The organism is Phormidesmis sp. 146-12 (assembly GCF_052939495.1).
The window spans coordinates 1-21,612 of record NZ_JBJPHS010000071.1 but is presented as its reverse complement, the minus strand read 5'-3'; the positions used below and the strand labels follow the sequence as shown (position 1 = coordinate 21,612).

The following is a 21,612-nucleotide window of genomic DNA, read 5'->3' as shown; positions in this document are numbered from 1 at the left end:
GGAGAGGGAGCAGGAGTCCGGTTCCTCTTCTCCTTGGGGAGAAGGGGTTAGGGGATGAGGGTCTTCAATTTAATTACACCCACTTACTTAGCTGTTAGTTTTACTTTCCTCCCTCCTCCCTCTTCCCTCCTCCCCCACTCCTCATCCCCCATCCTGCTATGAAACTCACTCAAGGCAAAATCAACGAACTTCTGAGCGAGTCAGCTTGTGAACACAACCACAAGAAAGAGGGCAAAAAAAATAAATCTTGCACTCAGGTCGCGCAGCCCGGAGCCGCTCAGGGAGGCTGTGCCTTTGATGGTGCGATGATTGCTCTAGTGCCGATTACCGATGCTGCTCACCTGGTACATGGTCCGATCGCCTGTGCTGGAAATTCCTGGGGCAGTCGAAGCAGCTTGTCTTCTGGCCCTATGCTCTACAAAATGGGCTTTACCACCGACCTGACCGAAAACGAAGTCATCTTTGGCGGTGAGAAAAAGCTCTATAAAGCCATTCTAGAAGTCAAAGAGCGCTACAATCCTGCGGCTGTGTTTGTCTACTCCACTTGTGTTACAGCATTGATTGGCGATGATTTAGATGCTGTGTGTCAGAAAGCCGCCGAGAAAACGGGAGTTCCCATTATTCCCGTCAATTCTCCTGGGTTTATTGGGAGTAAAAATTTAGGCAATCGAGTCGGTGGAGAAAGCCTCCTGGACTATGTTGTGGGCACTCGTGAGCCAGAAATCACCACCCCTTACGATATCAACCTGATTGGCGAATACAACATTGCTGGGGAACTATGGGGTGTATTACCCTTGTTTGAGAAATTGGGGATTCGGGTGCTGGCGCAGATTACAGGCGACGGACGCTACCAGGATATTGCTTGCTCCCATCGCGCCAAACTCAATGTGATGATTTGCTCTAAAGCATTGATCAACATGGCTCGCAAAATGGAGGAGCGCTACAACATTCCCTATACCGAAGAGTCCTTCTACGGAGTTGCAGATATGAATCGCTGTTTGCGGAACATTGCTGCCAAAATCGGGGATGCAAATTTACAGCAGCGTGTCGAACAATTAATCGCTGAAGAAACGCTCAAGTTAGACAATGCCCTAGCTCCCTATCGAGAACGGCTGAAAGGCAAGCGGGTCGTGCTTTACACAGGTGGAGTCAAAAGCTGGTCAATTATTTCTGCGGCTAAAGACCTGGGGATGGAAGTCTGTGCGACTAGCACCAAAAAAAGCACCGAAGAAGACAAAGCCCGCATCAAAGAACTCCTCGGTCAAGACGGCATCATGATGGAAAAAGGCAATGCTCAAGAACTTCTGCGAGTGATTGCTCAAACCAAAGCAGACATGCTAATAGCCGGGGGACGCAACCAATACACCGCCCTCAAAGCTAAAATTCCTTTTCTCGACATCAATCAAGAGCGCCATCACCCCTATGCAGGCTATGTCGGCATGGTGGAAATGGCAAGAGAGCTAGAAGAAGCCTTGTATAGCCCAGTTTGGGCACAAGTTCGCAAACCTGCCCCTTGGGAGACGGAGGTGATCTAATGGCAACCATTACAACGCCCAGAAAGTCTGTTGCAGTCAATCCACTCAAGCAAAGTCAGCCTTTGGGGGCAGCGTTAGCATTTCTCGGTCTAAAAGGCATCATGCCCTTGTTTCACGGTTCTCAAGGCTGTACAGCTTTTGCAAAAGTTATGTTAGTGCGTCACTTTCGGGAGGCGATTCCGCTGTCTACTACTGCCATGACCGAAGTTAGTACAATTTTGGGCGGCGAAGAGAATGTAGAACAAGCCATCCTGACGATCGTAGAAAAGTCAAAACCCTCGATCATTGGACTCTGTACCACAGGACTCACTGAGACGCGCGGCGACGATATGGCAGGCATTCTACAAAACATTCGCAAACGCCATCCCGAACTGCATGATTTACCGATCGTCTTTGTCTCCACGCCCGATTTTAAGGGTGCGTTGCAGGATGGGTTTGCAGCGACTGTCACCAGCATTGTCAAAGAGCTACCGCGATCGGGGGAAACCCGCCCCAATCAAATCACGCTTCTAGTTAGTTCAGCCTTTGCACCAGGGGATCTTCAGGAGATCAAGGAGATAGTGGCTGCATTTGGGTTAAGCGCGATCGCGGTTCCTGATCTCTCCCGCTCACTAGATGGGCATTTAGATGATTCCTATAGCAACGTGACGAGCGGCGGTACACCCTTAACTGAACTTCGTGAGATTGGCAGCTCGGTCTATACCGTGGCGTTAGGTGAAAGTATGCGAAGTGCTGCCGAAGCATTGCACAATCAGTTTAGTATCCCTTACGAAGTGTTTCCCAGTTTGAGCAACCTGGATGCGATCGACAGCTTCTTAGGAGGACTGTCAGACTTGAGTGGGCTACCTGTGCCAGATAAGTACCGCCATCAGCGCAGTCAACTACAAGATGCCATGCTGGACACCCATTTCTTCTTTGGGCGCAAACAGGTCTCTCTGGCGATGGAACCCGACCTGCTCTGGTCAATGGTTCACTTTCTGCAAAGCATGGGGGCAGAGATTCAGGCAGTGGTCACGACGACCAAATCGCCCTTACTAGAAACTCTGCCTGTCCATAGTGTAACCATTGGGGATCTAGAAGACTTTGAACAGTTAGCAGTCGGATCTGATTTGTTGATTGGAAACTCCAATGTTGCGACGATCGCTCGTCGTCTTCGCATTCCGCTCTACCGGATGGGATTTCCAATCTTCGATCGTCTCGGCAATGGTCAACGCTGCACTGTCGGCTATCGCGGCATGATGCAACTGCTATTTGACCTCGGTAACTTGTTTTTAGAACAGGAAGAAACACAGGTAAAACATTAAGGAGGAACCCCTATGAAAATAGCCTTCACCACAAGTGACAACATTCATATCAATGCTCACTTTGGTTCTGCAAACAAGATTGATGTCTATGAAGTCGATCAAACCCGATATGACTTTGTAGAAACGCTCCGATTTGACGGAAACCTCAACGAGGATGGCAACGAAGATAAGCTGTTACCCAAAATTGAGGCACTGTACGATTGCACGATCGTTTATGTGTCCACAATTGGCGGAAGCGCGGCAGCCCGTTTGATCAAGCAAAAAATCACCCCGATCAAAGCCCAGTCTGAGGAACAAGAAATCATTGATGTTCTCACAAAACTGGTGCAGACGTTGAACGGCAGCCCCCCACCCTGGCTGAGAAAAGCCCTTCAGCAACGCCGCCCCATTGATGAACTTGACCAACTGGATGACATTAAGGAAGAAGTAACTGTATGACCACTCAACTACCGACAACCGAAACCACGATCGCTCCTTTTCTCAAAGCGATCGCTCAACAAATTCGCGCCAATGATCCCTATGGCACCTACCGCAACTGGTCAGATGAGCTATTGCTCAAGCCCTATGTGGTTAGCAAAGCGCAGAAGCGTGAAATCTCTGTAGAAGGGGATGTAGACCCGATTACCAAAGGTCGAATTCTGGCATTCTATCGAGCGATCGCGCATCAGATTGAAGAAGAAACCGGGCTGCTCTGTCAGGTCGTCATTGATCTCAGTCATGAAGGCTTCGGCTGGGTACTAGTGTTCTCAGGTCGCCTACTAGTTGTTTCCAAAACACTGCGCGATGCTCAACGGTTTGGATTTGACTCGCTCGAAAAGCTAGAAGCAGAAGGCGCAAAAATCATCGCATCCGGCATTAGTCTCGGAAACCGCTTCCCCGAAGTTGGCAAGCTTTAGAACACGATCGGAGGCTTATGGCTCAAATAATCACAGACACAGCTACAAACATTGAGGAACTCAAAACTCAGATCAAACGCCTCAATAGCAAAGCCGGACAAATGAAAATGGATCTCCACGATCTAGCGGAGGGACTGCCAGCAGACTATGAGCGCCTAACTGAGGCGGCCAGCGAGACTTACCAAATCTATCGACAGCTTGATCAACTCAAACAACAGCTAAAGCAATGGGAGAACAAATAATGGCTAAAACGCTGCCTCAATTCAATCAACTGGTGAATGCAGAAGAGTACCTCGAATTCTTTGAGCTTCCCTATGATCCACAGTTCGTCAATGTCAATCGGCTACACATCCTGCAAAAATTTTCCTCATTGATCAAAGCGATCGATTTCGAGTCTCCACTCACCGAATCGGAAACACTCGAACAGTATCAAGTTGCACTAGAACGAGCCTACAACACCTTCACCACAGCTTCGCCCCTAGACGAAAAACTGTTCAAGGTCTTCAATGACAGACCTCAAAATGTAGTGCTGCTGTCCGAGATTGGTGCTGATTAGTTCACTCAGGAGATGACATTGTGAAAACGCTTACCCCAACAGAGTTAGAGCGCTATCGCCGCCAGATCATGCTGCCCGGATTTGGTGAAGCGTCACAGCAACGGCTAAAAGACGCAACCGTTCTCGTTACCGGAGTCGGCGGACTGGGGGCAACGGCCGCCCTCTATCTGGCAGTCGCAGGAGTCGGACGGCTCATCCTATTACGTGGAGGTGAACTGCGACTAGATGACATGAACCGTCAGATCTTGATGACTCACGACTGGGTAGGCAAACCACGAGTATTCAAAGCAAAAGAGACCTTGGAGTCCATCAATCCTGATGTGAAAATCGAGGCGATCTGTGAATATGTCACCCCTGAAAATGTAGATACTCTAGTGCAATCAGCCGATGTTGTTCTCGACTGTGCCCACAACTTCACGGAGCGGGATTTGTTGAATGCTGCTTGTGTAAGATGGGGCAAACCGATGGTAGAAGCAGCCATGAACGATATGGAAGCCTATCTAACAACGATCGTTCCAGGATTGACCCCGTGCCTGTCCTGTATCTTCCCCGAAAAGCCAGAGTGGGATAAGCGTGGTTTTGGCGTGTTGGGTGCAGTTTCAGGAACACTAGCCTGTCTCACCGCCTTAGAAGCCATCAAGCTGATCACAGGGCTGGGCACACCACTGCTCTCTCAGCTACTAACCATGAATTTGAGCCATGCTGAGTTTGCCAAACGCCATCCTTACCACGATCCCAATTGTCCCGTGTGCAGCAACACCAGCCGACGACTCACAGGTGTAGCCATCCAGGAGGGACTATGCTATCGCTAATAGCGCTGGCAAGCTCGATCGTGGTCATCCACATCAGCTACAGAGTCATAGATGACATCACACGCTTGCTCATTAAGCTGATTGGGCTACTCGGACTGTTTTTGAGTCTAGTGTATGTTCCCTTGTTGATTAAAGTGCTGATTGTAGTCGCAATTTCTGTGATCCCCTGTACTCAACAGCCTTATCTACGACAGATTCGCTGTTCTCCGTTCTGCATTGTTCGCTCAAACTGTCCCTACTCCTCGATTTAATCAAACTCGACTGACTAAGCTATACAATTTCTGGAGGAAATCTCATGACTGTTACCCTGACCGAAAAAGCTGAATTTCGTCTGCGTGCCTTTTTGCAAGGCAGTGCCAATCCATCCCCGGATAAAGGCATTCGGGTGGGTGTCAATGATGGAGGCTGCAATGGCTATGAGTACACCATTGATATTGCTAATGCCCCTCGCCCAGATGACCTGATCGAACAGCAAGGCAAAGTTCGCGTCTACATCGATCCCAAAAGTGCGCCTCTGCTGCAAGGGGTCGTGATTGATTTTCTCGAAGGGCTAATGGAGAGCGGCTTTAAGTTTAGTAACCCCAATGCAACAGATACCTGTGGCTGCGGCAAGTCCTTTCAGGCGGGAGACTGTACTCCGGCGGCTGTTCCGTGTAGTTAGTCAACACTCAACAACCATTCAATCCTGGAGAATACCGTTATGGCAACCTATCAAGTCCATTTAATCAACAAAAAACGAGCGATCGACCTGATAATCCCCGTTGAAGACACGACAACCATTCTAGAAGCTGCCGAAGACCAGGGAATCGACTTACCTTCGTCTTGTCAGTCGGGATCTTGCTCTAGCTGTGTGGGCAAAGTGGTCGAAGGTGAATTAGATCAATCAGACCAGGTGTTTCTTGACGAGGAGCAAGTTGCTAAAGGCTTTGTGCTGCTGTGTGTTGCCTATCCTCGCTCTGACTGCACGATTCGCACCCATCAAGAAGCTTACCTGGTTTAGTAGCGGACTCCAATCTTGAAGACTCTCAGAGGGCAAATTTGATGCTGACCACAGGATTTTCGGTTCAGGGAGCGTCGCTAAAATTACTGCGATCGCATGAACACGCGGTGATCACTCGCACGAATACAGTCTGTGATACGACTGCACAAAAGTTGAGAAAACTCGGACTCATTCCAGGACAATCGATCGCCGTAGAACAGCGATTTCCCCGTTTTATCGTCCGCGTGGGCAGCGATCGCCATGCATTAGACGAAACAACGATGAACGCTATCTATGTCCGAATTGTGGAACGTTAATGTTCAGACAATGTTCAAGCATTGATTAGAGAGTCGTAACAATGGCTACACAACCAATTTCTAATGAGGTGGCATTAAGGATTGCGCTTTCCTCAAGGTTATTTCCAGAGCTTTCGATGTCCGATTTTATCGAGATGCTCCAGACCTATTTGGGCGATTTGGATGAAACGAGTTTGAGCAGAATCACAGTAACGAACTTAAAAACCGCCCTCGGACAAACCTACGAACTCGATGGCGAGGAACATGGGGAAGACGCGGACGCTGCCGACATTGCTATCTTCAAAAAGGCCGTCAGAATACTGTGGGGCGAATTCGATGATATCGATCAGTTGCCATCCATTCAGAGCTATCAAGACGGAGAGATGCCCAATTCCATTCGAGTTGCAGTAGCTTCCAACAATCGAGAAGCTTTAGATGGGCATTTTGGTTCCTGCCTGCGCTATCTGATTTATCAACTCTCTACCGAAGAGATTCGGCTGATTGATATTCGCTCTGCGATCGAAGCTGATTTATCAGACGACAAGAATGCTTTTCGAGTCGGACTGATTCGAGATTGTCCGGTACTTTACATTGTTGCGATCGGCGGCCCAGCCGCAGGAAAAGTCGTACAAGCTGGCATCTATCCCATCAAAAAAGAAGGGGGTGGTGCAGCCAGAGTCATGCTCAGTGAGTTACAACAAGCGATCGCTACGTCTCCTCCCCCCTGGCTGGCTAAAATTTTGGGAGTGGTCGAGGGCGATCGAGTCAAAAACTACAAAGCCTTGGTATAGAGGCACGGATAGTCATGATTAGAACGTTAGGCATGAATCGATTTGACCAATGTGTTCTCAACATCGGATTGATTAATCTCTGTAATCAAGAGAGCTATGTAGGTCAAGAAATCCGTCGGTTGCACAACTTGGAAGACGATGTGCCAGACGATCCCTGGCGAAGGCTGCATCAGATCACGCTCTACATTCCCCACCCTGACCAGCAATATGATGGAATCACGCTAGAAGCCGGACTGACCAAAGGCTACAACATTGAGGTGAAGGTCGTTGCAGACACCAGCCAGATCCCCTACAAAGTTCCTCAAGGCGGGCAGTTTGTCGTCGTGATGAAACAAAAGGGCTTGGATGCTGGGTTTGCGATCGCCGCCACCGGAATATTCATCCGTCCGCTTGCCCTACTTAGCTTGGACGTAATCACAGACATCACAACGCCTGAATATCAGTCAATTGTGGTTCAACATCCCATCATTCGAGACTATCCCTCCAATTGGCAGGATAACCTTGACCAATTCCTCAACCAAACAATCCCCTATGAAGCCTTACCAAATCTAGTAGGATATGTTGACCGAGTATTGAATCCAGACTATCGTCCCCCCAGTTGGGATGAAGTTCACCTGGCAGCCAAAGGCTTTGCTGGGGTTTGAAGTCCAGTCCGTTTTGACTCAGAGCAATCAATCATCATCTCAGGAGGATACTAGCCATGACGACATTTACCGGATTAACCTTTGGCGGCAAAGTCTGGACACCTAAATTTCTGCAAGAGATTGATATTACGCGCTGTATTGGCTGCGGCAGATGCCTGAAAACTTGTGGACAGGGAGTAATGGCATTGCGGGCACTCAATGAAGATGGAGAGTTTGTAGACAGTGAGGATGAAGATGAAGAATTTGAACGCAAGGTAATGACGATCGCAAATGCAGACAATTGCATTGGTTGTGAAGCTTGTGCTAGAGTTTGTCCTAAAAATTGTCAGACTCACACCGAATTAGCGATCGCTTAACTATGACTCAATCCAGCCACCCTATCGAACACAATTGGGCGACGTACTATCAAGCAGTAGAGGGTCGCCCACCGCGTGAAACATTGCTAAAAGCGCTGGCTTCTTTTGCTGCGGGGCCATTCGATTATCCTCGATTGGCAGTGGATTTGGGCTGTGGTGATGGTCGAGATACTGTGGAACTGCTGCATCGAGGCTGGCGCGTTTTAGCCATTGATGGCGAACAAAAAGCCTTCGATCGCTTGCTTACCCGTCCTGATCTCAATCGTGGTTTGCTACAAACTCAACTGATGCGTTTTGAAACCTTAACCTTGCCTCGCTCAGTTGATTTGATCAATGCCAGCTTTTGCCTGCCTTTTTGTCCACCTGCAAGCTTCCCTGACCTATGGCAAACCATCGTCACCTCGCTCAATCCAGGCGGACGGTTTTGTGGTCAGTTGTTTGGCGATCGCGACTCCTGGACTATTTATCCTAATCGCACTCATCACACACGCCAACAAGTTGAAGTACTCCTACAGTCCTTAGAAGTTGAGTGGTTAGACGAAGAAGAACATCCGGGAGTCACGGCGATCGGTGAGGAAAAGCACTGGCATATTTTTCACATTGTTGCTTGCAAAAAAGCTTGATGTGATCTGGAAGAACCTTTAGTCGATCGCAACCATCACGTCACTGGACTTCACGATCGCATAGGCTGTCTTACCCACACTCAACTCCAACTTTTCTGCTGAAGCTTTCGTGATAATGGCAGTGATTTCAACGCCTGCTGCAATTTCCAAAACAACTTCTGTGTTTACTGATCCAACTTCGATCGCTTTGATCGTTCCTTTAAGGGCATTCCGCGCACTAATTTTCATAAGAAGTACTTGGTAGTTGTGGAAACCCAGCGTCTTTAGACCTGGGAGGAAATAACACGCAAGCGGTTTTAACCGCCTACGCACAAATCAATCCCGTAGAACGACGAATTAGCTCTACTTTCTTGGCTGAAATCTGCCCTAACCTTTTCCAGTCAGAGTTAGACACGGAAACCTGTTTTTCGGTGTCGCCACTGACATAGCCAATCCCTTTTGGAGAATTGACTAAATCGCCTTTGCGAACACCATGACGAGTCGTAGAACCGCCATACTTGCGACGAATCCCACCAATAGTCGGAACCATCAAGTGCAACTGACGGCGTGAAATTGGAGGGCGACGAATCACCTTAAACGGCGCAGTCGTGACCGCTACTTTACCCGTCCACTGATGCCCGTGGGACTTAGCACAATGGAATGACTCATACTGGACGAAAGCAGAGCAAGCGAGTGCAATTCCGTCTACTGCGTGGGTTTCGGGAATTGGATCACCTTTCTGATGCTTCTGTTTTTGCAGTCCTAGCTGTGTTCGCAATTGGGAAGTTTCCCACCCCTTGCACGTTTCGACAGGTGCAAACTTCACAAGCTGAGTCAGCATCCATTTCTGTCCAACCATCACCGGAGAGAAGGACTTAGAACCTCTTGCCTCTACGATTTCGTAGACGATGCCCGTGATGGGTAGAACCTTGCAAAGTTCAGAAACGACTCTGATCTCTAACTGTCGGTTGGCACGAATCGAAGGAGGTAACTTAGACCCTCTGCGATTGTCAAATCGTTTCTGACGATGCGATCTCAGGTTGAATGCAATCTTGCGATTGATTCGTCCTCCCCGTCGTCCCCGTCGCATCATGGCGCGTTGCTCCATCCGGTCTTTGACCTTCTGGAATGGCAGAATCAGATGAGCCGTAAACAGCGTGACCTTTGACGACTGAACACCGATACCTGAATAGAGTTTGCCGGGGTCAATACCAATCACGATCGGTTGTGTTTCAATTCCACTCGGTTCGTTGACCAACTGAACGTAGAACTGTCCCAAATCGTTAAACTTACCAACGGCTTTCCCGTCTCGAATCCACTTTCTAGCGCGACCTGGTTTTGTCGGCATGAGCGGCTGATTTTGATTGTCTACAACTGGAATACGCATTTAAGAGATAATCCTGTGCGTGAGTTTAAGTCCCTTCGACCACCGATTAATCAATGTCTTGCCGTTACGCAACGCCCTTCACCAGAAGGCTTGTAGATAATCCGAACTAGGGAAGTATTCGGAAGTACGTGTGACTAATCGGCTAATGGTCTAGACACTGCTTACGTTCATCCCTGGCAGATGAAGCCCCGCGACTTTAGTCCGGGGTCAGTGACGCTTAGTTCCTTATTTAGTTCAGTAAAATCTACTCTACCACGGTTATATGAGATCAGGGCGAATAGGTTGCTATATTCATATTATTGTTTATATGGTCGATTTTGCAATGCCATCACGATGCTTTCAGCAAAATTAGCCGCAGTGGGTCGAGTTGGACTAGCCAGGGAAGCGGCTTTTGTTTTAAGATCTCCCACTTCTCCTTAAAAACTTCTGCCTGGATGTGATAGTCCTGGAGATGAGTCGGCTCAGGATTAAACTTGAGAAATACAGTCATCCGGTGAGGCGTTTCGCTTGTAGAAACTAACCAGCAACGAAAGGTATTTTCCTGGTCGAGCCGATCGACAAACCGAATTTGATGGGCACGAATTCCCACATAAGCAAGGCGATCAGGAAAAGGCTCAATCACCCGCAGAGCAATGCCCCAATCGGCTGCCAAAACAACTTGTTCTGCAATCACTTGCGTGAGTGAAATGTTTTTACAACCCGTCAACTGAGCCACCCCTAGCATTTCAGGTCGCTCAAAAATGTGGTACTTAGAACCCACAGTAAGGGCGTGCCCCTCCTTTAGCACCAACAACTGATCACAGATCCGGTAAGCTTCTTCTAGATTGTGCGTGACCAACAGACTCGCCCCGTTAAAGCGCCGTAGCCGTGTAATCACTTCCTGTTCCATGTGGCTTCGCAGATGTGTGTCTAGAGCCGAGAAAGGTTCATCTAGCAGCAAGACTTCCGGTTCGCTTGCGAGGGCCCGTGTCAGCGCAACTCTTTGTTGCTGCCCACCCGAAAGCTGACCGGGATAGCGATCGCCATATCCCTCTAGTTGCACCGCTTTGAGGTGAGCCTCTACCCGCTGTTTAACTTCTCTGGCAGAAAGAGACTTGGGTAAGCCAAACGCAATGTTTTTTGCCACGGTCATGTGGGGAAACAGGGCATAGTTTTGGACTAAAAACCCAATTCGACGATCGCGGCTCGGAACATTAATTCCCTTTTTAGCATCAAACAAAACCCGCCCGTTTAGTACAATTTGTCCGCTAGTTGGACTTTCCACCCCAGCGATACACTGCAACAACATACTTTTGCCTGCTCCCGATCCGCCCAAGATTCCTAGAGTCGATTGGGTCACATCAAATGCTAGATCGAGATCAAAATGAGCAAGCCGCTTGTGGATGTTGACGACTAGCCCAGACAAACGACTACTCGGAGATCCTGGTTTCGGAGAGAGAACTGGAGCATAAACTACTTTTTGGGTCGCTGTCGCGGATGTGCCATTCATTCGCCGCTTTTGTCTATTGGCTTGCCAGAAGTTGACCGCAATGATCCCAGATAGCGAAATAAACAGAATGGCAACTGCCCAAAACCAGGCTTCATTCATGGCTCCGGCTTCTACCGCAAAGTAGATCGCCATCGGAATTGTCTGCGTCTGCCCAGGAATGTTACCCGCCAGCATCAGAGTAGCACCAAACTCGCCCAGGGCACGAGCAAAGGACAGCACCGCTCCCGCAATGACTCCAGGCAACGCCAGAGGTAACATAATCTGCCGAAACACCGTCCATTCAGAAGCGCCGAGTGTCCGAGCGACGGCTAACAAGTTGCGATCGACCTGTTCAAAGGCACCCAGCGCCGTCCGATACATCAAAGGAAAGGATACGACTGTCGCGGTGATCACTGCCCCATACCAGGTGAAAACGACACTCAGATCCAACGATCGCAACAAGCTACCAACGGGGCCATTTTTTCCAAACAACAACAGCAGTACAAACCCAACAACCGTCGGCGGCAAAATCAGTGGAGAGACAAAGATCCCTTCTAGCAGCAATTTCCCCTTACCCCGATAGCCCAGCATCCAGTAAGCCACAGCGATCCCTGCAAAAAAGGTAAAGACCATTGCCAACAGTGATACTTTAAGTGAAATCCAGAGAGGAGAAAGATCTGGTAGAAGGGCGATCGCGGCATTCATTGTGATCGTTGTCTTTAAGGTTAATTTGACGTGAGTTTTTTGCTTCGTTGTCTGACGCTTCTGCTCCCCACTCCCATTCTAGGAAGCTGTTAGCAAGACTTTAGTTCAAAATTCTGGATGAATAAAGGCAGAAGGGACGGATAGAGTACGATTCAGCCATCCATCAAGAATGCAGGGGAACTGCTTTTAAAGCATCACGTGAAGTGCATTCTTCCTCCCTCATCCCTAGTCCTAATCCGGCACAACAAACCCATGCTTTCGCCAAACGCTTTTCGCTTCGCTACTGGACAAATATTGCAAAAACGCTTTTGCCGCATCAATGCTTTTGCTTCTCTCTAAGACTGCGGCGGGATAAACGATCGGCGAATGAGCAGACTCATCCACAACGACAGCTACTTTCACCTGGTCAGAAATTTTAGCATCTGTAGCATACACAAACCCAGCGTCAGCACTACCACTTTCGACCGATGCCAGCACCTGCCGCACACTATTGGCATAGACCAGCTTTGGTTTTACCGCTAGCAAATTCAGCTTTTGCAAGACCTGTTCGGTATATTGCCCTACCGGAACGCTCCGAGGTTCACCGCTAGCGATCCGCTTAATCTGTGGCTGCTTTAAGCTATCAAGGCTAGTCACACTAGACCCTTTGGGTACAATCAAAACGAGCCGATTCATGGCTATATTAGTCCGAGTGTCAGGCACCAGTGCGCCTTGTTGATCGAGCGTATCGACCTGATGCTTTGCAGCAGAGATAAAGATATCGGCGGGTGCGCCCTGCTCAATTTGCTGCAACAAAGACCCAGATGCCCCAAAATTAAAGGTGAGATTCAGATTAGCATGGTTCTTTTGATACAGTGGCTTAATCTCCTCTAGCACCTCTTTTAGGCTAGCAGCCGCAGAAATCAGTAGCGTAGAATTGGCTTGCGCTAACTCAGATTGAACAAACCGTAACCCGATCGCGAGAGAAAGACCCGTCAACGTGGCAATCAGAAAAATTAGAAACCGCTTACGTTTCATACCATCATCCCTAAAAGCCTAAAGAGTAAGGAATATATCTCCTGAAATGTATCTCCTAATTAAAGACGGCTGTGGGTGCGTTCGGTGGTTAAAATTTGAGCGATCGCGTCTGGCAAGTCTTCTAACCCGGTGTCTGCCTCAGTCGCCTTGACAGGAGATCTAAAGCTATAGTTTGGGTCACACTCGCCCGTATCATAGACTTGCAGTACCCATTGGTCAGGGAGTCCTTCTACACCAATTTCTACAACGTGCCAGGTTTCTCCCACAGGGCGCACACTCAGCACCGAAAACCATTCTTGATCATCTGGTGCGATCGTCAGATCATCCATTAGAAAAGCGATCGCTTGCTGCCCCGCCTCCGTTGTGGTCAATTCTGAAATCATTGTTTTCTCCGGTTAGTGGTTACTGTTCTGGTAAAACTTGAGGATATAGCCCCAGTTCTTTACTCAGTTGTCGCGCAACATGAATCAAAAACTTTGCAGCGTCCTGATTGTCTTGATGTGCCATCATCATCGCGACTTGCATCAAAGCTTTGACTAATCCGGCATCTAGTAAATCTGGCTGATTGTCTAAAATCTGTGGCTCTTGCCCACTAGGACACTTGAGAAGCTGATCGATCAAATTGAAGTACTGGTCTTGACGAGGCTCTGGCATGGTAGTTGTGGATGAGAACTAGAAATTTTTGGCAGTATGCGCCACGGAATCAAACTCAAAGCGCTTGGAATGATGAGTTTCGCCATAGAGACCAAAGGTGACGATCGGCGCGTCGCCCAGAGCTTCTACGGAGTGGATCGCGTCAGGGGTAAAGCTGATGATATCTCCTGGCAATAAGATCACCTCAGACACTGGCTCGACCCAATCTGGAAACTGTGAGTCAGGAGTCCGTTTCCACAGCGTATTTTTTTCTTCTCCCTTCAAGACTGCAACAATGCCCCAACTTCCATGATTGTGAATGGACGATCGAGTCCCTGGTAAATAGGTGGCAATCTGCACCGTCAATGGGTAGCCAATTTCGTCATACAGCAGGATTACCTGCATACCAGTATCAGGATCAGGTTCTGCATACTGTGTTTGTATCCAATAAGAATTGGTGATCAACCGCCGCACAAGTAGCCACAGTTGAGGTAAACACTCTGTCTCATCGATCGCCGCTTCTAGCAGATCTTCGACCTCTGTCAAAAAGCGATGAAATCGATAAGGCGTGCGGAGCAAATCCCATTCTCTGATAGGGTTACAAGCCTGCAACTGTCCATTTTCTACAGCCAATAGGTTGCGGTGTTCTGTTGTCGTTTCAACTACACTCACGATTTCTCCTCAGATGTTTGACCTTAATAGAGCTAGAGGATGTTTGAAAAGTGTCTAGCGATTAAAACCGCGACTACCAGGGTAAAAATTAGGGAGTTGATAACCCGCGAAGGCAGGTTTTGCTCGTCTAGCCCCGACTTCAGCTAGAGCAATCAGTATGAGGCTTTTCAAACACTCTCTTAGAGTAGCAGTATAGATGTAAAAACGGATCGTGAAACTTCTCCGCTTATATCAGATTTTTTAAGCCAGCAAGCGGCACTCATTCTATCTGTTAGTAGTTCCTATTAGTGATGTACTCAATTGCAGAATTGAGAGCTAGTAATTCGTCTTACAATGCAGCAATGCCTGATGCTTAAAGCAATGTTTAAGTAATGAATTCATAACATCTAAATCGGTAACAACCGCTGCTAAATAGAGGCTGAAACTGCCTACAGTAAATATATTTCAAGCATAGTATTAAGAAATGATTTAATCGCTTAAATTGAACAAAATAAATCGGCGCTTTTATCTACAAATAATAAGACGTTGATTAATTGAAATGCTGTTTGCTGGTTCTCACGCACTGAATAAGCCGAAGGTTTAGCATTTTCGATCTGGCTTCAAGCCATTTTAGGCTTCTGTACTAGGAGGACTATTTAGCCAAGCTTGTACTTAACTGTGGTAACTCTATGGCGCACACCATTACAAACCGATGTACTCAGTGTGGAGATTGTGTCCCCCAATGTCCGAGAGATGCAATCAAGCTTGAAGATGGGGAGTTTTGGATCGATCCCATGCTGTGCGATGACTGTGAGAGTGATCTGGCTAAACCGCACTGTGTAACGGTCTGTCCGATCGACTTCCCACCCATGCCCTTACAGTCCAAGAAAGGCCGTTGTAAAACAACTACCAGAACGCTTGCTAGCCCCAGCCTGTTTGTGAATGGCAAAAGTAGTCCCTTTGCATCTGCGATCGTGGTCTGGGAAGCGTGTAATGTGTTGGCACAACGTCGGTCTCTCCCCTGGAACCCTGATCTCGATGGAGGGTTTTATTACGAGCGGCAAGTCAATGGTGGGCGGGGCGCGATCGTATTCCGCTTGATTGATCCACTTGATTTAGAAGCAGGATCGACCTTTGATCGCGCAGCGGCCGAAGCTGAGATGTCTAACTGGGATGCGCGATCTGCTTGTTTGCACCTGGTTTATGCGGCTCATATAATGGCTCTTGAGCAACCCTGGGAGCAGGAGTTTACTATTAGCGATCGTCAAATTGAAACCTACTTAGGCTTAGAAAAACGCAAAGACCTGAGCAAGCTAGCCAAGTTAACCTTAATTAAAGAGTTGGCTCAACAGCCTTGCAAACTTCAACTTGATACCAACTGGTTTCCACAAGGGCGAGTGCGCGGATTTTCTCTAGAACGTAGCCGTCTCTGGCATTTACTCGAAATTCAGAATCACTTTCAGGAAGATGATCTAGGCTGCAAACATCTGACTGGACTCACCTTCAAAATAAAAGCCGGAGCCTGGTCTAAATACTTTCTCAACCAGCAGGGAGCCAAAGAGAGTACAGCATTTTATCAATATAGTGGTTTGCCTAAGTCGCTATTATGGACGGTGACGAGCATTTGGCAGCAGCATGAAGGCGCATGTCGGATGCTGCTCTGGCTATTGTTCAAAACGAAAATGGGAAGTGAACAACGCCTGACAGTGCCAACGCTCTTACGAATTGCCTATGGAGAAGCAAAGGTCTTGCAGGCAGCAACCCACAGAGACGATCGTAAGCGATTACTGCGATCGTTTGAGGGTGATCTCGAAGCGCTCAATCATTATGGTCTAAAACCTCTCTTTGATCCCGTTACTTATCCGCCTGAGATTCAACCCTTGTGGGCAAAGCTAGCAGATCTACCCGACGATGCGGAAGATGCCTTGGAGTTTTGGATCAATGACGGCAGTAACGACAACCGACTGACTGATGCCGCCCCGCGTGATAAGTGGAATCGACTCATGCACGCAAGATTTTTGTGTTTTGAGCTACCTGAAGATTGGGAAGTTCAATCCACGCAGTCAATACAAAAAAAATTACGCAGGTCTCAGCGCAAAAAAGCAGATCATCTGCAAACGAGCAAGTCAGCACTTTCGAGTGAGCAGATTATCGCTGCTAGAAAAAGTTTGCAACTAAGCCAGAGAGATTTGGCGAGTCATATAGGCAAGAGTCAAAGTTGGGTTCGTGATATTGAGAGTGGTCGCCTCCGGGTTGGCTTTAGGGATCAACAACTTTTGTTAAAAGTATTGGGAGTTAGTCTCTAAGTTTTAGATGTGGCTGCGCCAAAAGATAGACCTGTAGTTGTCATACCAAATCAATTTATAGATGCTATGGATCTTTGATCTCCCCCACCCCCTCCTTGGTAAAGAGACCCTCAAGCAGGGAAGGCACCACAACGGAGAGGTTTCTATAGTCTTCAAACATCTTCTAATAGCGCTTCCAGCTTTAAAAGCAGCGCCTGAGCTTGAGGCCATCGTTGAGGATCTTCCCACAACTTAACCTTCACGAGTCGTCGATAAAGGGTTGTTACAAGCGATTGGGGAGACTGTAGCTCTGGCTTAGATTGGATAGACTTAATGCAGGCTCTAATCCGATTAAGAGAAAGGTTATCTTTGATCGCTTGGTCTAGCAGCGTCTGACGTTGAGTGTCGTCTTTGACGCGGGCGATCGCGATCGCCTTGGTGTAAGCAATCTTGCCACAGCGAATCGCCTCCAAAATCTCGTTGGGTAAGTTGAGTAAAGGCAATCGGTTACAAGTGAATGAGAGCCAGTTCATGAGACCCAAATCTCGAAAAACAGACTCAATCTGCTGTTCTTGTTCTGACTTGAAATTAGGAATAACGTTATTCCTGATAGTAGTCTCTTTTTCAAACGTGTTTTTCATCTGATAAAGCAACGTTGGAATCGACTGGACTGACCTCTCTAATCGAAACGCAAGAAGCTGTAGAATTCCTTCTGTTTCTTCAATGGGGTTGAGATCTTCTCGCTGAAGATTTTCGATCAAAGCTAATTGAATTGCCTCTTCATCACTCAGGGATCGAATGACGACTGGCACCTCAGAAAGACCAAGTTTGAGGGCAGCCCGGTAACGTCTTTCACCCGCAACTAGTTCATACTGATTGGGCTGTAAAGGACGCACTAGCAAGGGTTCTAAAATGCCATGTTGCGCGATCGATTGTGCTAATTGCTCTAGCTTTTCTGGATCAAAGTAATGACGGGGCTGTTCACGGGTTTTGATCAACATCAATGAAATCCATTCAGAAACATTTGTAGTTTCTCGAATTTGAGTTTGCACGATTACTGCCTCCAGAATGTTGATAAAACTAAATTATGAACCCAGCGATCGCGCTCCACATCACCTCTCATATGACCGTCGCGTTCAGACTCTAGAATTGATAAAAGTTAACCATTAGAGTTGCAATGCAATTCAATATATGGCAAAAAATTATCTTACCGTTCGTCTCTCTGCGATTGAATCAATTAAAGTAATTGAAACTTCTTTGCTTATATCAGATCCCATTAAGTCATCAGGCCTCTAGCATTCTCAAGCAAACTAATTAAGCCCATTAAGAATGTACTCAATGGCTCAAACTTAGCTATAGAAATGAGTTTAGAAAAAAGCGAGGGCAAGGTATGGGTATTACTTGACTCGATAATGAGTTTTTATAGATCAGGGGTCTAGCATTTTCAACGAAAATTTTAGCTTCAGCTAGCCAGAGGGATTTCTGCTGTAGACATAAGACAAATTTTATTTGCGATTGGGTAATCAACACAGTAAAAAAGGCGATCGTGTTTCTTAGATCTGCCCTCGTTAAATGAGTACTAAATTGGTAATCAAGAGCTATTTTATTCAAGTTTTCTAAAATTCAACTTTTCAAAAAATGAGCTTTTCAAAACAAATCAGACATATTCATTTTTACTGATGCTAATTGTGTCTATAATTCAAAATCATATTGCTCCTTTCTTGATGCATAAATCAATGAGTCAAACATAAAAATGATAAGCGCGAAACTTTAATATTTGTAGAAAAACTCGTTTTAGAAAGTAGAATTCAATCTGCTTAGGCATTATTAAGAAATTCTTTGATCGCTCTCTCTGAACAAAAGTAACTACAACTTTAGATTAGAAATATTATTAGAGAAGTCTGAAGTTAATCACCCGTCAAAAGGTTGGATTGGATTCAATTAAATTTAAGACTTCTTGATAGCATAAGACTTCTATTCAACCTGTCAGAAACGCTAGAATCGACACACTACCTGTCACCTTTCTAGACAAGATGCCTGCCCGCCAAAAATTTTTACACCTGAACTGACACTGCTGCAAACAGAGCAAACCATTAACGCTTGCGCGTGTCCATCATGGATGCAGAACCGAATAGTGTTAGATGATACAACCCTTGCCCTGATCCCCAATCTTAGATGAGCTTTCAAAGCCAGAACAAAGGCAATCGAGAAGACTATGGCAGCATTTCCCTGAAGGTAGTGCTATTCACCCCAGAAACAAAATGCTTGTGGCTTTAAGTTCACTGCTCACTTTGAGGTAATCACACAAAACTATGGCTTACAGCATCACAAGCCTTTGCAATCAATGTCACGACTGCTTACCCTTGTGTCCTACGGGTGCGATTAAGCAGGACGGTGAGAAACTTTGGATTGATCCAATGCTCTGTAATAACTGTGAAGGGTTTTATGACCAACCGCTGTGTGCTTCGATCTGCTTGGACAAGGCTCCAGTTCCATTGCAGGCAAAGAAGGGCCGATGTAAGGTTGATGCGAAAGTTAATACGAGTCCCAGACTGTTTCCGAATGGGAAGACCCATCCATTTGCCTCCGCGATCGTAGTTTGGGAAGCCTGTAACGTACTGGCACAGCGGCAGTCTTTGCCCTGGCAACCCGATGAGGCGGGCAACCTTTGTCATCAGCGACAGGTAAGCGGCGGTAGAGGAGAAGTAACACTTTGTCTAACAGATACCCACACTCCAGAATCGCCCGTAGTACTAGAAGTAGAAGCGGCACAGACCGCGATCGCATCCTGGGATATGCGGGCAGCCTGTTTGCATCTGATGTATGCCGCTTATGCAACTTCACTAGATCGCCCTTGGGAGCAAACCTTTACGCTCAACGATCAAGAGATTTCTGACTATCTAGGATTAAGCAAGCGCAAAGACTTGAGTAAACTTGCAAAGCTCACCTTAATCAAAACGCTAGTCGAACAGCCCTGCAAACTGCTCGTAACGGTTGACTGGGCACCTCAGGGCAGATTCAAAAAAATTACAGTTCCTCAAAGTCATGTGTGGCACCTGATCAACACTCAGCATCACTTTCAGGAAGATCATTTAGGGTCTAAACATTTGACTGGCTTGACTTTTACGATCAAAGCAGGTCAGTGGACGCAGTTCTTCCTCAATCAACAAGGTTCTAAAGAAGGAACGATGTTTTATCAGTACGGCACATTGCCAAAATCTCTATTGTTGAATGTGATGAGCATCTGGCAGCAGCATGAAGGAGTCGCTCGGATGATGCTGTGGCTCCTGTTCAAAACTCGCATGGGACTAGAACAACGAATCACGGTTCCGATGCTGATGCGGATTGCTTATGGCGAAGAAAGATTGCTCAAAGCAGCTTCCCACCGAGAAGATCGCAAACGGTTAGTACGATCGTTTGAAAGCGATCTCGAAGTTCTCGATCGCTACCAGATCCGCCCTATCTTTGACCCATTGACTTACCCGCTTGAAATCCAACCCCTATGGGTTAAGCTTGCAGACCTACCAGAAGATGCTGAAGATGCTTTAGAGTTTTGGACTAGCGATGGTAGCCGTGAGTATCGATTGACAGATGCAGCCCCGCGTGACAAATGGCAGCGGCTCATGAATGCGCGTTTGCTAAAATTTGAGCTACCAGAGGATTGGGCCCAACAGACCCCCAAGTCCAAGAAAAAGTTAAAAGAACGTAAACAATCCCCGCCTAAACTGCCTCTCTCAGGACAGCAGTTTGCCGCAGCCCGAAAAAGGCTCCAATTCAGTCAGAGAGTGCTGGCAGACAAACTGGGCAAAAGTCAAAGCTGGATTCGGGATATTGAAAACGGCCGACTGCAACTGAATGAAAAAGACCGGGCCGTGTTGTCTGAGTTGCTATCTTAAGAGCGGAGGAGCAGCTGTCGCGTTCTACGGTCTTTGACCGTGCGAGGCACCGAACGCTACGTAAAAGTGCAGCGTCAAGCCGCAAAGAAACTTGGTATGAGTGTTCGCAGCTTGCAGCGATTGATGCGAGCTTGGCAAGAACAAGGTCGCTGGATTAATGCGGCAATTGCGCTTAAACCAAGGCACGAGCAAACACGGTGAAAACTGGCAAACATTTATCCGCAAAACCTATCGCGAGGGCAATCGTGGCAGTCGTAGCCTGACTCCGGCTCAAGTGGCATTGCGCGTGAAAGTTCGCGCCCAAGAATTAGGTGTTGCGGACTATCCCAGCCGCACGACGGTCTATCGTATTCTGCAACCGCAAATTGAGAAACAGCAGACGAAGCGAACAGCTTCGCTGCGCCAAGGGCGTGCGCTCGGCTGGCGTGGAGATCGCTTGTTGATTACCACTCGCGAGGGGATTGAATTAGCGATCGAATGGAGCAACCAAGTGTGGCAGTGCGACCACACCAAAATCGATGTTTTAGTGGTGGATCAAGCGGGTGAAGTGTTACTGGGCGTTCTCGTAGCAATTGGGTTAAACTCAGCGGAGCAGTCACCCACTCCGCTGGTCTTCAAAACCGTGCTTGAGACTTGACACCTCACACGGCTCCTCAACAGGTTGGTGCTGGACATGCAGACCTCGATGAATTGCGTCATGACAGTGACGGTGTACTAACACCAGATTGACCGGCTTGTAGTTAGACTCAGATCTTGCACCATTCTCAAGAAGGGGTTGCCAAATCGCCAGAAATCTGAA

Annotated in this window: 26 protein-coding genes; 18 read left to right on the top strand and 8 right to left on the bottom strand. The window is 47.5% G+C overall.

Annotated features, from left to right (window positions below; genetic code table 11):
- Positions 1-158 precede the first annotated feature (158 nt).
- From nifE to ACKFKF_RS24320, 15 genes are read left to right on the top strand one after another with little or no spacing between them, the layout of a single operon-like run.
- Entirely contained in the window at positions 159-1,535 is a 1,377-nt protein-coding gene (gene nifE / locus ACKFKF_RS24390) for a nitrogenase iron-molybdenum cofactor biosynthesis protein NifE (RefSeq protein WP_446870066.1), read from the top strand.
- Positions 1,535-2,839: a nitrogenase iron-molybdenum cofactor biosynthesis protein NifN gene (gene nifN / locus ACKFKF_RS24385; protein WP_446870065.1), complete on the top strand. Its 1,305-nt coding sequence runs from the start codon at positions 1,535-1,537 to the stop codon at positions 2,837-2,839. Before nifE ends, nifN begins: the two co-directional genes overlap by 1 nt.
- A gap of 12 nt (positions 2,840-2,851) precedes the next feature.
- A complete protein-coding gene (gene nifX, locus ACKFKF_RS24380; RefSeq protein ID WP_446870064.1) occupies positions 2,852-3,277 on the top strand; it encodes a nitrogen fixation protein NifX in 426 nt (141 codons plus the stop codon).
- Positions 3,274-3,735 (top strand): NifX-associated nitrogen fixation protein, encoded by a 462-nt coding sequence (locus ACKFKF_RS24375; RefSeq protein ID WP_446870063.1) that lies wholly within the window; start codon positions 3,274-3,276, stop codon positions 3,733-3,735. Before nifX ends, ACKFKF_RS24375 begins: the two co-directional genes overlap by 4 nt.
- A 17-nt stretch (positions 3,736-3,752) precedes the next feature.
- Complete coding sequence (locus ACKFKF_RS24370; protein ID WP_446870062.1) at positions 3,753-3,977, top strand: CCE_0567 family metalloprotein; 225 nt, start codon at positions 3,753-3,755, stop codon at positions 3,975-3,977.
- Positions 3,962-4,291, top strand: coding sequence for a nitrogenase-stabilizing/protective protein NifW (nifW, locus tag ACKFKF_RS24365; protein ID WP_446870061.1), 330 nt, complete (start codon positions 3,962-3,964; stop codon positions 4,289-4,291). Before ACKFKF_RS24370 ends, nifW begins: the two co-directional genes overlap by 16 nt.
- 20 nt (positions 4,292-4,311) lie before the next feature.
- Positions 4,312-5,103: a HesA/MoeB/ThiF family protein gene (locus tag ACKFKF_RS24360; RefSeq protein ID WP_446870060.1), complete on the top strand. Its 792-nt coding sequence runs from the start codon at positions 4,312-4,314 to the stop codon at positions 5,101-5,103.
- Positions 5,091-5,354, top strand: coding sequence for a hypothetical protein (locus ACKFKF_RS24355; protein WP_446870059.1), 264 nt, complete (start codon positions 5,091-5,093; stop codon positions 5,352-5,354). The genes ACKFKF_RS24360 and ACKFKF_RS24355 overlap by 13 nt, the downstream gene beginning before the upstream one ends.
- A 44-nt stretch (positions 5,355-5,398) precedes the next feature.
- Positions 5,399-5,764: an iron-sulfur cluster assembly accessory protein gene (locus tag ACKFKF_RS24350; protein WP_446870058.1), complete on the top strand. Its 366-nt coding sequence runs from the start codon at positions 5,399-5,401 to the stop codon at positions 5,762-5,764.
- A 39-nt stretch (positions 5,765-5,803) separates the two neighbouring features.
- Positions 5,804-6,103, top strand: a complete 300-nt coding sequence (locus ACKFKF_RS24345; protein ID WP_446870057.1) for a 2Fe-2S iron-sulfur cluster-binding protein — start codon at positions 5,804-5,806, stop codon at positions 6,101-6,103.
- A gap of 41 nt (positions 6,104-6,144) precedes the next feature.
- On the top strand, positions 6,145-6,399 hold the full coding sequence (locus tag ACKFKF_RS24340) for a FeoA family protein (RefSeq protein ID WP_446870056.1): 255 nt from the start codon (positions 6,145-6,147) through the stop codon (positions 6,397-6,399).
- Positions 6,400-6,440: 41 nt separating this feature from the next.
- Entirely contained in the window at positions 6,441-7,169 is a 729-nt protein-coding gene (locus ACKFKF_RS24335) for a dinitrogenase iron-molybdenum cofactor biosynthesis protein (protein WP_446870055.1), read from the top strand.
- 14 nt (positions 7,170-7,183) lie between these two features.
- A complete protein-coding gene (locus ACKFKF_RS24330; RefSeq protein WP_446870054.1) occupies positions 7,184-7,813 on the top strand; it encodes a hypothetical protein in 630 nt (209 codons plus the stop codon).
- Positions 7,814-7,869: 56 nt separating this feature from the next.
- Positions 7,870-8,169 carry a ferredoxin III, nif-specific gene (gene fdxB, locus ACKFKF_RS24325; RefSeq protein ID WP_446870053.1) on the top strand — a complete coding sequence of 100 codons (300 nt, stop codon included), beginning with the start codon at positions 7,870-7,872 and terminating at the stop codon, positions 8,167-8,169.
- Between the two features lie 2 nt (positions 8,170-8,171).
- Positions 8,172-8,792 (top strand): class I SAM-dependent methyltransferase, encoded by a 621-nt coding sequence (locus ACKFKF_RS24320; protein ID WP_446870052.1) that lies wholly within the window; start codon positions 8,172-8,174, stop codon positions 8,790-8,792.
- Between the two features lie 18 nt (positions 8,793-8,810).
- Here ACKFKF_RS24320 and ACKFKF_RS24315 read toward each other — a convergent pair whose 3' ends face one another.
- The 7 genes from ACKFKF_RS24315 to ACKFKF_RS24285 all read right to left on the bottom strand — a co-directional run bounded on the left by ACKFKF_RS24315 (position 8,811) and on the right by ACKFKF_RS24285 (position 14,653).
- Positions 8,811-9,020, bottom strand: coding sequence for a TOBE domain-containing protein (locus ACKFKF_RS24315; protein ID WP_446870051.1), 210 nt, complete (start codon positions 9,018-9,020; stop codon positions 8,811-8,813).
- A gap of 76 nt (positions 9,021-9,096) precedes the next feature.
- The gene (locus tag ACKFKF_RS24310; protein ID WP_446870050.1) at positions 9,097-10,158 is read right to left on the bottom strand and encodes an RRXRR domain-containing protein; all 1,062 of its coding nucleotides are present in this window, start codon (positions 10,156-10,158) and stop codon (positions 9,097-9,099) included.
- Positions 10,159-10,486: 328 nt separating this feature from the next.
- A complete protein-coding gene (gene modB, locus ACKFKF_RS24305; RefSeq protein WP_446870049.1) occupies positions 10,487-12,331 on the bottom strand; it encodes a molybdate ABC transporter permease subunit in 1,845 nt (614 codons plus the stop codon).
- Between the two features lie 231 nt (positions 12,332-12,562).
- The gene (gene modA / locus ACKFKF_RS24300) at positions 12,563-13,348 is read right to left on the bottom strand and encodes a molybdate ABC transporter substrate-binding protein (protein WP_446870048.1); all 786 of its coding nucleotides are present in this window, start codon (positions 13,346-13,348) and stop codon (positions 12,563-12,565) included.
- Positions 13,349-13,407: 59 nt separating this feature from the next.
- Positions 13,408-13,731 (bottom strand): hypothetical protein, encoded by a 324-nt coding sequence (locus ACKFKF_RS24295; protein ID WP_446870047.1) that lies wholly within the window; start codon positions 13,729-13,731, stop codon positions 13,408-13,410.
- A 19-nt stretch (positions 13,732-13,750) separates the two neighbouring features.
- Positions 13,751-14,002: a hypothetical protein gene (locus tag ACKFKF_RS24290; protein WP_446870046.1), complete on the bottom strand. Its 252-nt coding sequence runs from the start codon at positions 14,000-14,002 to the stop codon at positions 13,751-13,753.
- Positions 14,003-14,020: 18 nt separating this feature from the next.
- On the bottom strand, positions 14,021-14,653 hold the full coding sequence (locus ACKFKF_RS24285; protein WP_446870045.1) for a cupin: 633 nt from the start codon (positions 14,651-14,653) through the stop codon (positions 14,021-14,023).
- 668 nt (positions 14,654-15,321) lie between these two features.
- Between ACKFKF_RS24285 and ACKFKF_RS24280 the strand changes: the two genes are divergently transcribed.
- Entirely contained in the window at positions 15,322-16,938 is a 1,617-nt protein-coding gene (locus ACKFKF_RS24280) for a helix-turn-helix domain-containing protein (protein WP_446870044.1), read from the top strand.
- A 152-nt stretch (positions 16,939-17,090) separates the two neighbouring features.
- On the opposite strand, the gene ACKFKF_RS24275 is transcribed toward ACKFKF_RS24280, so the two are convergent.
- Complete coding sequence (locus ACKFKF_RS24275) at positions 17,091-17,969, bottom strand: ParB/RepB/Spo0J family partition protein (RefSeq protein ID WP_446870043.1); 879 nt, start codon at positions 17,967-17,969, stop codon at positions 17,091-17,093.
- Positions 17,970-19,229: 1,260 nt separating this feature from the next.
- Here ACKFKF_RS24275 and ACKFKF_RS24270 point away from each other — a divergent pair.
- A complete protein-coding gene (locus tag ACKFKF_RS24270) occupies positions 19,230-20,813 on the top strand; it encodes a helix-turn-helix domain-containing protein (RefSeq protein WP_446870042.1) in 1,584 nt (527 codons plus the stop codon).
- A gap of 157 nt (positions 20,814-20,970) precedes the next feature.
- Positions 20,971-21,450 (top strand): hypothetical protein, encoded by a 480-nt coding sequence (locus ACKFKF_RS24265; RefSeq protein WP_446870041.1) that lies wholly within the window; start codon positions 20,971-20,973, stop codon positions 21,448-21,450.
- The last annotated feature ends 162 nt before the right edge of the window (positions 21,451-21,612 follow it).